12 protein-coding genes are annotated in these 11,739 nt (G+C 61.1%); 9 read left to right on the top strand and 3 right to left on the bottom strand.

What is annotated here, in order from left to right; translation table 11 throughout:
* Positions 1–88 precede the first annotated feature (88 nt).
* Positions 89–991: a LysR substrate-binding domain-containing protein gene (locus NH234_RS03765; RefSeq protein WP_367255652.1), complete on the top strand. Its 903-nt coding sequence runs from the start codon at positions 89–91 to the stop codon at positions 989–991.
* Positions 992–1,089: 98 nt separating this feature from the next.
* On the top strand, positions 1,090–1,620 hold the full coding sequence (locus NH234_RS03760) for a ferritin-like domain-containing protein (RefSeq protein ID WP_064379129.1): 531 nt from the start codon (positions 1,090–1,092) through the stop codon (positions 1,618–1,620).
* A 102-nt stretch (positions 1,621–1,722) separates the two neighbouring features.
* Here the strand turns inward: NH234_RS03760 and NH234_RS03755 are convergent, their stop codons facing one another.
* The gene (locus NH234_RS03755; RefSeq protein WP_367255651.1) at positions 1,723–3,798 is read right to left on the bottom strand and encodes an AsmA family protein; all 2,076 of its coding nucleotides are present in this window, start codon (positions 3,796–3,798) and stop codon (positions 1,723–1,725) included.
* A 377-nt stretch (positions 3,799–4,175) separates the two neighbouring features.
* Here NH234_RS03755 and NH234_RS03750 point away from each other — a divergent pair, with 377 nt between their 5' ends.
* The 7 genes from NH234_RS03750 (at position 4,176) to NH234_RS03720 (ending at position 9,337) form a co-directional block, all read left to right on the top strand.
* Entirely contained in the window at positions 4,176–4,682 is a 507-nt protein-coding gene (locus NH234_RS03750; protein WP_085732690.1) for a hypothetical protein, read from the top strand.
* Between the two features lie 174 nt (positions 4,683–4,856).
* Positions 4,857–5,489, top strand: a complete 633-nt coding sequence (locus tag NH234_RS03745) for a TetR family transcriptional regulator (RefSeq protein ID WP_085732689.1) — start codon at positions 4,857–4,859, stop codon at positions 5,487–5,489.
* A 204-nt stretch (positions 5,490–5,693) separates the two neighbouring features.
* Complete coding sequence (gene ureE / locus NH234_RS03740; RefSeq protein ID WP_367255650.1) at positions 5,694–6,194, top strand: urease accessory protein UreE; 501 nt, start codon at positions 5,694–5,696, stop codon at positions 6,192–6,194.
* Complete coding sequence (locus NH234_RS03735) at positions 6,191–6,865, top strand: urease accessory protein UreF (RefSeq protein WP_085732687.1); 675 nt, start codon at positions 6,191–6,193, stop codon at positions 6,863–6,865. Before ureE ends, NH234_RS03735 begins: the two co-directional genes overlap by 4 nt.
* 23 nt (positions 6,866–6,888) lie before the next feature.
* Entirely contained in the window at positions 6,889–7,503 is a 615-nt protein-coding gene (ureG, locus tag NH234_RS03730) for an urease accessory protein UreG (protein WP_008001031.1), read from the top strand.
* 27 nt (positions 7,504–7,530) lie between these two features.
* A complete protein-coding gene (locus NH234_RS03725; protein WP_085732686.1) occupies positions 7,531–8,103 on the top strand; it encodes a HupE/UreJ family protein in 573 nt (190 codons plus the stop codon).
* A 100-nt stretch (positions 8,104–8,203) separates the two neighbouring features.
* On the top strand, positions 8,204–9,337 hold the full coding sequence (locus NH234_RS03720) for an AGE family epimerase/isomerase (protein WP_367255649.1): 1,134 nt from the start codon (positions 8,204–8,206) through the stop codon (positions 9,335–9,337).
* A 38-nt stretch (positions 9,338–9,375) separates the two neighbouring features.
* Here NH234_RS03720 and NH234_RS03715 read toward each other — a convergent pair whose 3' ends face one another.
* Both NH234_RS03715 and NH234_RS03710 read right to left on the bottom strand, forming a co-directional pair.
* Positions 9,376–10,281 (bottom strand): cation diffusion facilitator family transporter, encoded by a 906-nt coding sequence (locus tag NH234_RS03715; RefSeq protein ID WP_085732684.1) that lies wholly within the window; start codon positions 10,279–10,281, stop codon positions 9,376–9,378.
* A 130-nt stretch (positions 10,282–10,411) separates the two neighbouring features.
* Complete coding sequence (locus tag NH234_RS03710) at positions 10,412–11,176, bottom strand: SDR family oxidoreductase (RefSeq protein WP_085701286.1); 765 nt, start codon at positions 11,174–11,176, stop codon at positions 10,412–10,414.
* Positions 11,177–11,739 lie beyond the last annotated feature (563 nt).

Here is an 11,739-nt window from a genome sequence, read left to right as displayed (position 1 = left end):
TGTGTAGGGCCAGATTGCGGCGCTCATGTCATCGGCTCAAATGAGCAAAAATCAGTCTGGATGAATTTATTTCACCCATGGAGTTTCCATGTTCGCTTCACTGCCACTGACCGCCCTGCGCGCCTTCGAATCCGCTTCACGCCTGTTGAGCTTCAAGGCTGCCGCCGAAGAACTGGCGGTGACACCGACAGCGATCTCCCATCAGATCCGCTCGTTGGAGGACTGGCTCGGCGTGGCGCTGTTCGAACGCCTGCCGCGCCAGGTGCGGCTGACCGAGGGCGGCGAGCGGCTGTTTCGCAGCCTGCACGGCGCGTTTCTGGAGGTGGCGCAAAGCGTCGACACCCTGCGTCCGCAGCGCAGCGGCAGCAACCTCACGCTGTCGACCACCGCCGCGTTCGCTGCGCTGTGGCTGGTGCCACGCCTCGGTCGGTTTTATGCAAAACACCCGAACATCAATGTGCGGCTGGACACCCACTGCGAAGTCATCGACCTGCATCAGGACGCCAGCGTCGATCTGGTGTTGCGCTACAGCCTCGATGATTACCCGAACCTCTACGGGTTGTGCCTGTTCGATGAATCGTTCGGCGTGTACGGCTCGCCGGAACAGGTGGCACTGGCTGCCCGTCGCACCCCGGCGCTGATCAGCGTCCGCTGGCACAACTCGAAACTCTACGCCCACGGTTGGGAAGCGTGGTGCGCGCAGTCAGGCGAGAACTGGTTGAATCAGCATCCGGCCGTCCGCGAATACGACGAAGAGCATTACGCCCTGCAAGCGGCCATCGCCGGGCAAGGGCTGGTGCTGGCGAGCAACATTCTGGTGTCGGAGAGCGTCGCCAATGGCTTGCTGGTGCCGTACAAGGGTGAGGTGCAGGTCGACGGTGCCGGTTACAGCGCCCTCTGTGTACCGGGCCGTGAGCGGCATCCACCGGTGAAAGCCTTTTTTGCCTGGCTGCGCGAAGAAGCAAAGCTTTCCGGGCATGTCCCGCGCTGAATCCGACAAAACTTTTTGCAGTGTTCATCACTCACAACCAGGTAACGATCACGTCAGCAGAACGTGACGCCAATGGGATTAGCCTCCAGGAGACTGAAATGAGTGACCTGCATTTGTCTGATGTTCAAACCCTGCGCGAGCGCGCACGACAACACGTCGAAAACGGCGCGGTGACCGAAAGCTATAGCGCCAACCGTGAAGAAGTGCTGCGCCTGCTCAACGAATCGCTGGCCACTGAACTGGTCTGCGTCCTGCGCTACAAGCGCCACTACTTCATGGCCAACGGCCTGAAAGCCAACGTCGCCGCCGACGAGTTCCTCGAGCACGCCACTCAGGAAGCCGAACATGCCGACCGTCTCGCCGAGCGCATCGTGCAACTGGGCGGCGAGCCTGAGTTCAACCCTGACCTGCTGTCGAAGATGTCCCACGCGCAATACGTGGCCGGCAACACCTTGAAGGAAATGGTTTACGAAGACCTGGTGGCCGAGCGGATTGCCATCGACAGCTATCGCGAGATCATCCAGTACATCGGGGAAAAGGATCCGACCACGCGCCGGATCTTTGAAGACATCCTGGCTCAGGAAGAAGAGCATGCCGATGACATGGCGGACATCCTCAAAGACCTCTGATTCCTCCAGATCCAATCGCGGGCAAGCCCGCTCCCTCAGGGTTTTCACTGAACCTGTGGGAGCGGGCTTGCCCGCGATTGCTTTCTGATAAACGCTAAAGAATCATTTGGTGGGTTTAACGGTCGCGGGCGCCTTGCCCGCCTTCATCTGCTCCAGCAACGGAGCACACTGATTCGGCTCGCCGCCGCTCGGCGCCACCAGTGCCAGCAGCCCCGCCGCCGGCGCGGCGATCACACCCAGCGCCACCATGCCTGCGCCGCGCAGCATCAGCGGCACCGCTTTCACCCCGGCATCCGGCTTGATGAACTTACCGCGCACATACAACGGCGAGCGCAGGGATATCAGACGCCAGCCCTTGGATTCCGGGGTCACGGTCAGGTCCAGTTGCTCGGTCGCCATGTTCGCCGTGCCGTCGATGTAGATGATCGCGTTCTCGGTATCGAACACGAACAGCCGGGTGGTCGCCAGCCCGGTCTTGATGTCGAAGTCGGCCGCTGCGCAGTTGATCTTCACTTCCTTGTCGCCAAAGACCTTGCCGACCACGTAGTTGCCGACGTTGAGGCCCGCCAGCTCCATCAGCTCACGACTGATCGCGCCGTCATTGATCAGCATCTTCAGGTTGCCGTTGGCCCCGCCCAGCAGCTTGGCCACCGAGTTGCCGCGACCACTGATGTCGGCGTCGCCGTTCAATTCGCCGAAACTGGTCTTCATCGGTTCGAAAGTCGGAAATAGTTGCTTGAGCTTGAACTTGCGCGCGGTCAGTTTTGCCCGGCCTTCCAGCGGCTCGGTGCGGCCATTGAGGCGAATCTGCGCATCGAGGTTGCCGCCGGCCACGCCGAAGCGCAGCGGTTCCAGGCTCAGTTCGCCGTCGTTGAGTTTGAGGTGGGTATAGAGGTCGGTGAACGGCAGCTTCTCGCTGTGGACGATGCGTTTGCCAGTGAATTCGACGTCGGCGTCCATGTCGCGCCAGCGCTCAGTCTTGAACTCTTCCACCGGCAGCACTTTGTCCGCCGGTTGTTTGCTTTCACCGCCGCGGGCCTTTTGCTTGTCATTGGAGTCGGCACCGATCAGCGGCGCGAGGTCGGCGAACAGCAGTTGATTGGACAGCAACGCGCCACTCAGCTTGGGCCGTGGCTTGCTGGCGACGTAGGCAAGGTCGCCGTGAATGTCGCTGCCGCCGATCTTGCCGTTGAACTGTTCGTAGCGGAACTGTGCGCCGTCCGGCTCATGTAGCTTGGCGATCAGATGACCGTCAGTGGAATACGGCGGCGTGTCCGGCAGGGTGACGCCAGTCAGCGGATAGAGATTGCCGAGGCTGACGCCCGCCAGTTTCAGACGCAGGTCGAGGGCACCGAGATTCAGCGGATCGGTCAGCGTGCCGGCGAGTTCGATGCTGGTGTCGCCGATTTTCGCCTGGGCCTGCAGCGGGAACGGTTTGGCCGCATCCTGCAAGGCAAGCAGGCCGCCGATTTTGCCTTGGCCAGCGAGTTTCTGACCGTGGTACTGGCCTGTGACTTTCAGTGCGAAGGCGTAATCCTGCGGTGCGCCGCCCTTTTCCAGCGCGGTTTTCGCCGCTTTGTCGCCGACGATTTCGCTGAAGGGAATCGGCTTGCCCAGCGGGTCGATCAACAGGTCGAGATTGGTCTTGAGGGTCTGGTCGTCCAGAGTGACGTGACCCTTGTCGAAACCGATAGCGCCGATGTCCACCACCCAGTTCGAGGGCTCGGCATTCGGGTCCTTGGGATCGAACTTGAAGGTCCAGTTGGCGCGGCCATCGGCCAAACGTTGCAATTGAGCGGTGGGTTCGGTCAGGTCGATCCGAGGAATTGTCACCCGTTGTGCCAGCAGCGCCAGTGGTGAAATGCGCAGTTCGACCTTTTTGAGGGTGACCATCTGCGGCTGCTTCGACCAGTCCGGGTTGCCCAGCGTCAGGTCTTCGGCCACCACATGCGGCCACGGCACCCAGGCGCGCCAGCCGCCCTCGTCGAGTTCGCGCCGCCAGACCACCGACAGGTTGCCGTTGATGGCGAACGGTCGGTGCAGTTCTTCCGAGACTTTGGCGTTGAGGGACGGTTTGATCCGGTTCCAATCGAAGAACACGATGATCAGGACCAGCACCGCCAGCAACAGCATGAGGGTGGCGAAAGTCCAGGCGAAGATTTTACGCGTGCGCGTCATTGCACAAAGCTCCTGAAAACGACTGCGGATCGACGCCGCTGAAACGACGGGCCTGATAGGGCCCTCATGAAGTCTACGACTGACAAACCGCCCGCAGGTTTAATCGAAAGCCCCGATTGGGGCCGAAAAGCGGTCGCCATTCTGACCGATCGGTCGACTCGATGTTACCGGCCCCGCACTTTTGCAGAGCGCAAGTGGGTGAAAAATACCCACCGCAGTGCAAAACCGTCAGCCTGAAACGCCCGGGCTAGAGCCTCCCGGGCGAACAATCAATTCTGTTGATTATTACCATTGTGTTTATGAACTTTTATATCGACTTATCGAGAGTAGCATTGCCCTCGTACCCACTTTATCGCCCTCCCAAGGAGCAACCCATCATGAAACGCCAACTTCTGTTCAGTCTTACCCTCTCGATGCTGGCCAGCACCGCTTTCGCTCTGCCAGCTGCCGACCAGGCTACCCCGCAAGTGAAATCCAGCCACTCGGTGTTCAGCCAGACTGTTGCCGCTGACGGTTCGGACCGCACTCCACAAGGCCAGACCCTGGCTGAAAACGGTCGTAACCGCCTGGAAGAAAAAGGTCTGGTTCAAGATGGCTATGACAAAACCCCACAAGGCCAAACCTTAGCTGAAGGCGGCCGTGATCGTCTGGAAGAAAAAGGTCTGGTCCAGGACGGCTATGACAAGACTCCACAAGGTCAAACCCTGGCTGCTGACGGCTACGACAAGACCCCACAAGGCCAGACCCTCGCTGCTGACGGCTACGACAAGACTCCACAAGGTCAGACCCTGGCTGCTGACGGCTACGACAAAACCCCACAAGGCCAAACTCTGGCCGAAGGTGGTGGTGACCGCGTGATCGAACGCAACAGCGCCTTGAGCTAAGCCCGTGGCGGCCTGGAAAAAAAGCCCAATCCCCGGATTGGGCTTTTGATTTTTCAGCAGCCTGTATAAAGAAGTCGCGATTTCCCCCTTCCATCTCCCCCGCTGCCGTTCGACGCCGACAAAGCCGATTTGCTAGAGTGCGGCGCTTGTCTTGCCTAAGAACACACCCTTGCGATGCTGCCCCGCGCCGAACAGAAACAACAGACCCGCAACGCCCTGATGGACGCTGCCCGCCACTTGATGGAAAGCGGCCGAGGATTCGGCAGCCTGAGCCTGCGTGAAGTGACGAAAACCGCCGGCATCGTGCCCACCGGTTTCTACCGGCATTTCACCGACATGGATGAACTCGGCCTGGTACTGGTCAGCGAAGTCGGTCAGACCTTCCGCGAAACCATCCGCCTGGTGCGCCACAACGAATTCGTCATGGGCGGGATCATCGATGCCTCGGTGCGGATCTTCCTCGACGTAGTCAGCGCCAACCGTTCGCAGTTCCTGTTTCTCGCCCGTGAGCAGTACGGCGGATCGTTGCCGGTGCGTCAGGCGATCGGTCGCCTGCGCGAGAACATCAGCTCCGACCTGGCGGCGGATCTGGCCTTGATGCCCAAGCTGCAGCACCTGAACCATGAAGGCTTGAGCGTGATGGCCGACCTGATCGTCAAATCGGTGTTCGCCACCCTGCCGGACATCATCGACCCGCCGGCCGAAGCCCTGCCCGAGCATCTGACGCCACAGGCGAAGATCACCCAGCAGTTGCGCTTCATCTTTATCGGGCTCAAGCACTGGCAAGGGCTCGGTAGTACCGAGTGAGAAAGGAAAGAATCGCAGCCTGGAGCTGCGATTTTTTTTGCGCCGCAAATTGGTGCATGTAAAAAACTTCATGCACCAAAACACCTCACAATCCTGCAACATCTTGAAACATCCGCTAGTCTCCGACAGGGTTTTCCTACGTCTCGTCCGATTGGCAAGCCCCTTGCTCTAGCCTGAGCATTGTTCTTAGCAGGAAGCTTTCCGATGCTGGTGATTCATCGCAGAATCGATCCCCAACCCGTCTGGGCCGCCGAGTTGCACCTGACCTTCGAGGCCAGGAGCAAAAGCCGCCTGCGCTGTTTCAGTGCCGACGGCGAAGACGTCGGACTGTTTCTGGAGCGCGGCCAGCCGCCGCTGCATGACGGCGAATGCCTACAGGCTGAAGATGGCCGGATCGTCAGGGTCTGCGCCCGTCCCGAGCAACTGCTGCACGTCACCTGCGCCAACGCCTTCGAACTGACCCGCGCGGCCTATCACCTGGGCAATCGCCACGTCGCGCTGCAAGTCGGTGACGGCTGGCTGCGTCTGCTCGACGATTACGTACTCAAGGCAATGCTTGAGCAGTTGGGCGCGCAGGTCGAATCGATCGAAGCGCCGTTCCAGCCGGAACACGGCGCCTATGGTGGTGGCCATCACCATTCGCGGCACGGTGACGAGGACTTCAACTACGCGCCGAAACTCCACCAGTTCGGCGTCCGTTTGTGAACCCGGCCTGGGCGCTGTTGCGCCTGGCCAGTCCGCAATTGCCAATTGGCGGCTACAGCTATTCCCAGGGCCTGGAAATGGCTGTGGATAACGGTCGCGTCGACAGCCCGGACAGCGCCCGCCGCTGGATCAGCGATCAATTGCTGCTCAATCTCGCGCGGTTCGAGGCCCCCATGCTACTCGCCCATTGCCAGACCGCAGCGGACGAAAACTGGAATGAACTGCGCAAGCTCTGCGAAAGCCACCGCGCCAGCCGCGAAACCCGCGAGCTGCATCTGGAGAGCCGGCAGATGGGCTACTCGTTGCAGCAATTGCTCAACGGTTTGCCCGAGCTCGACGCACCGGCCCGCGATTTTCTTGAGCAATGCACCGAACCGCACCTGGCCCTTTGCTGGGCATTGGCAGCGCGTGCCTGGCAGATCAGCCCGCAGGACGCCCTCGCCGCGTGGCTGTGGAGCTGGCTGGAAAACCAGCTCGCGGTGCTGATGAAAACCCTGCCGCTGGGCCAGCAAGCCGCCCAGCGCCTGACCAGCGAACTGCTGCCGCTGCTGCAACAGGCGCAGCAGGACGCCACCCGAATCAATCCCGAACGCCTCGGCAGCGCCGCGTTCGGTCTGTCCCTGGCGTGCATGGCCCATGAGCGCCAGTACAGCCGCCTGTTCCGTTCCTAGGGCCTTTTTATCTGGAGAATCACATGAACACACAACCCCTGCGCGTCGGCATCGGCGGCCCGGTCGGTTCCGGCAAAACCGCATTGACCCTGGCCCTGTGCCTGGCGCTGCGTGAGCGCTACAACCTGGCCGTGGTCACCAACGACATCTACACCCGCGAAGACGCCGACTTCCTGGTACGCAATGAAGCCCTGGCGCCTGAACGCATCATCGGCGTGGAAACCGGCGGCTGCCCGCACACGGCGATCCGCGAAGACGCCTCGATCAACCTCGAAGCGGTGGATCAACTGAACCGGCGCTTTCCGGGGCTGGACCTGATTCTGGTGGAGTCCGGTGGCGACAACCTTTCCGCGACCTTCAGCCCGGAACTGTCCGACCTGACCATCTACGTGATCGACGTGTCGGCCGGCGACAAGCTGCCGCGCAAGGGCGGCCCCGGCATTTGCAAATCCGACCTGCTGGTGATCAACAAGATCGACCTCGCGCCGCTGGTCGGGGCCTCGCTGGAGATGATGAACAGCGATACCCAGCGCATGCGCAACGGCAAGCCGTTCGTGTTCAGCAACCAGAAAACCGGTCAGGGCCTGGAAGAAATCATTGCCTTCATCGAACGCCAGGGCCTGCTGACCGCAGCCTGATTCACTGATCAACAAGGAAGCTTATCCATGACACTCAAACGCATTCTCGGCGCCGTCGCACTCCTGCTGACACCGGCCCTGGCCTTCGCCCACCCCGGCCATGGCGACTCTGGCCTGGTGGCCGGCATCAGCCACCCGATCGGCGGCCTCGATCATTTGCTGGCGATGGTGGCCGTCGGCTTGTGGGCGGCGCAACAACAAGGCGCGGCGCGCTGGGCGCTGCCGTGCACGTTTGTCGGTACCATGCTGATCGGCGGCCTGCTCGGGTTTGAAGGACTGGAGTTGCCGGCGCTGGAAAGCGGGATTGCCGCGTCGGTGCTGGCGCTGGGCCTGGCGGTGGCACTGGCGGTGCGTCCGCCGCTGGTGATGGCGGTGGCGGCGACGGCGCTGTTTGCGCTGTTCCACGGCGTGGCCCATGGTCTGGAGTTGCCGGACATGTCGAGCCCTTGGGCGTATGCCACCGGTTTCGTGGTCGCGACGGCTGCGTTGCATGCAGCGGGTTATGCGGTGGTTCGTTTTCTGCCTCAGGCTGCCGCGCCGCTGGTTCGACTGGCCGGAGCGGCTTCGGCGGTGACCGGCGCGTGGTTGCTGGCCGGCTGATTTGTACCTCTGATCGTTCCCGGGCATGGCGCGGGAACGATCGATCGCCACTCTCTGCTACCATGTCGCGCAATCGCCCCTGCCGTGACGACGTCCGCCCATGCCCCACGCTTCCCGCTCCACCTCCCTGCCTGAATTGACCACCCTGTTCGGTGAAGTGCAACAGCACTTTCTGGACGTGATCGTGCCCCTCTGGCAAGGACCGGGCTGGAACGCCGACATGGCGCTGCCCTACGAGGCGCTGGACGCCGCGCACCAGCCGCTGCCACCGCAGCGCTATCGGGCCATGGCCTGCGCACGGCAGCTGTATTTGTTTTCCAGCCTGATCGGGGTTGTGGATAACGCCGAAGTTCGGGCAGCCGCTCTGTTCCGCTCACTGCAACGACACTTCCACGATGCCGAGCACGGTGGCTGGTTCTACAGCATCGATCCCCAGGGCAAACCGCTGGATCAGCGCAAGGACCTCTATACCCACGCCTTCATCCTGTTCGCCTGCGCGCATTACTGGGAAAAGTCCCGCGAGCCCTTGGTCGAATCGACCCTGAACGCTGCGCTGGAAGTCATCTGCCGGCGTTTCGCCACCGGTGACGGCCTCTATGAAGCCTGCCTCGACCGCGACTGGATCACGCTGGAAACCGGCCCGCTGCAAAACCCGCTGATGCACCTGGCCGAAGCCTTCCTGGCCACGCTGGCCGTGCGCGAAGATGCACAGGTCAAGCAGGCGCTGAGCGAGTTATGCACAGCCATGCACAAGCACTTCGTCGATCCGCAGGCCGGTGTGCTGATGGAGAAACCGCTGGGGGCTGTGGATAACTGGTATGAGCCGGGCCATCAGTTCGAGTGGTATTTCCTGCTGGAGTCCTCGCCGCAGCTCCGCGGCTCGAAACTGCATGCCGCGCTGGACCGGGCCTTTGCCTTCACCGAGCAGTACGGCGTGGTGCAATCGTCCGGTGCCGTGCGGGCCATGCTCGATCTGAACATGGACGGGCGACCGAAAGATTCGACCCAGCGCATCTGGGCCCAGGCCGAATATCTGCGCGCCCTGACGCTGCGTCCGGGCAGCGAAGCCGTCGTGCTGCGCCAGTTGCAGGCATTGCTGCAGCGCTTCCTGCATGCCGGTGGCTGGCATGAATGCCGCAACGAGCAGGGCGAGATCAACCGCAAGGACATGCCGTCGACTACGCCGTATCACCTGGCGACCTGCTATCGCGGCCTCGCCGACTATCTGAGCTGACATCCGTGGCGAGGGAGCAGGCTCCCTCGCCGCAAACATCAGGCAATCCACTTCCTGTCACCAGTGAAGCTGATGGTCAGCCAGCGCGCCGCATCCGGTTTGCCCAGCTTCGCGGAAATCTCCTCACGCAGCACATCCAGCTGGCCGACGCTCTGCAGCCGGTAATCCGCCGGCAACACCACATGAATCTCGATGAACCGCGCCCGTCCGTGCTTCTGCACGTAGGACACGTAGTCGTCGAAACCATGCTCGACCTTCGCCGCCTCCATCACCTCGCGTACTTGCTCATCCAGCGTGTCCGGCGCAATGCCGAGCACGTCACGCAGCGCCGGGCCAAGGATCTTGAAGGCCGGCGGCAGCATGGTCAGGGCCAGCACGATGAGAATCAGCGGGTCGACGAACTTCGCCCATTCGCCATAGCCCTGGGACTTGAGCAGCAGCGCCGCGAGGAAACTGATCAACAGGCCCACAGACAGCATCGCGTCCACCAGCCAGCTGATGTTGTCGAACTGGATCAGGCTCGACTTGAGCTTGCGATTGCGGTGGCGCACGTAGAAGAAGTAGGCGAATTCGACAACGGTAAACACCGCCGCGTAGATGATCACCAGCCCCAGTTCGATTTCACGACCGCCATTGATGATGCCGAACACGCCGTTGAGAAACGCGTAGATCGCGATCAATAACAGGAAACTGCCCTCGATCAGCAGCACCATCGGTTCCAGATGCCAGAAACCGAACTGGAAGCGGTGGTTGCTCTGCTTGGCGATCAGCTTCGCCGTGATCAGCATCAGGACTTTGATGAACGTTGCAATCAGCGAAAAAAAACCATCGAACAGGATGGATTGGGAACCCGATACAAAACCGGTGACGATCCCGGCAATCGACACGGCAAACATCAGAAGGGTCGATTGTTTGAGCAGCGACTGCTCACCTCGGTTACTCACTTGAACTCCTCGAAAAACCTTGAAAACCGCAGGGTACGGTGGGGTTGTTGAGGGATGAGTATACCTTACTGCCACATTTTGGCCGATTTGCCCTCTTCGCCAGCAGGTTGGCGAAGAGGGCAAAACCCTATCAAGCCTTGTTGCGCTCGATGGCAAAACCGGCCCAGGTCTGGCTCACCGGCATCAGTTCCAGGCTGTTGATGTTGATGTGCGCCGGGGCATTCAGTACCCAGAAAATCGTCTCGGCGATGTCCTGCGGCTGGATCGGCTCGGCACCGGCGTAGGTCGCGTCGTAACGCGCCTGATCACCGCCAAAACGCACCAGCGAGAACTCGCTCTCGCACAGGCCCGGCTCGATGTTACTGACGCGCACGCCAGTGCCCTGCAAGTCGCAACGCAGGTTCAGCGAGAACTGTTTGACGAACGCCTTGGTCGCGCCGTAGACGTGGCTGCCCGGGTACGGGTAGTTACCGGCGATGGAGCCCAGGTTGACGATGCCGGCGCCGCGACCGTGGGCGATCAGGCGTGGCAGCAGCAGACGCGTGCTGTACATCAGGCCTTTGACGTTGGTGTCGACCATGGTGTCCCAATCGTCGAGGTCGCACTTGGGTGCAGGGTCCACGCCCAGCGCCAGCCCGGCGTTGTTGATCAGGCCGCGCAGCTTGGCAAAGGACGGCGGCAGGTTAGCAATTGCCTCCTCCATCGCCTTGCGATCACGCACGTCCAGCACCAGGCCATGCACTTCGGTCTGCTTCGACAGCTCGGCGCACAGCGCGTTGAGGCGTTCTTCACGACGACCGGTCAGCACCAGTTTCCAGCCGGCCTCGGCAAAACGACGGGCACAGGCTTCACCAAAACCGGACGTCGCGCCGGTGATAAACAGGGTGTTGGACATCGTGTTCTCCTTGCTTCGGCCACCCGGGGCAGCCATTGGAATAGAAAATCAGCAGGCAGCATGCCCGGCCCGGCATTCACGATGCAACCACCGACTGGCGTGCATTTCCGCTCATAATTTGATCAATGCTCTCAACGCCTTGAATGGCGTGGCCTGTAGCCACATGCGCGCACGTTATCCACAGCCCCTTCCACAGTTTCCGGGGGCAAGTGGAAATGCGCAAAGCCGCGCCACACAAGGCTTTGCGCGGCAAAAGCAAAGTTTTTCGCTTGACCCTGATCCGCCGATTGTGCCGGGCAAGGCATTCTGCACGACCGGCCGGTCACCGCCGTGATTGCGCAGGGCCAGTAATCACGGCCCTCTGCGCAGTCTTTCCAGAGTTTAATCACAGACTTATCCACAGGCTTGCCCACATGCACTCGCCTGTTTTGCCATGGCCATAAAAAGGTTGACAAACGGGTCGCCAGCAACCGGGAAAAGCCCTGATCAAAAAACAATCACACACCTGCAAGCCACGGTTTTAAAGGTTCTCAGCCAGCTACTCCCACGTTATTCACAGCCGG

This window comes from Pseudomonas sp. stari2 (assembly GCF_040760005.1).
Lineage (GTDB): Bacteria > Pseudomonadota > Gammaproteobacteria > Pseudomonadales > Pseudomonadaceae > Aquipseudomonas.
The sequence above is the reverse complement of the archived record's forward strand: the minus strand, read 5'-3'. Positions and strand labels throughout refer to the sequence as shown.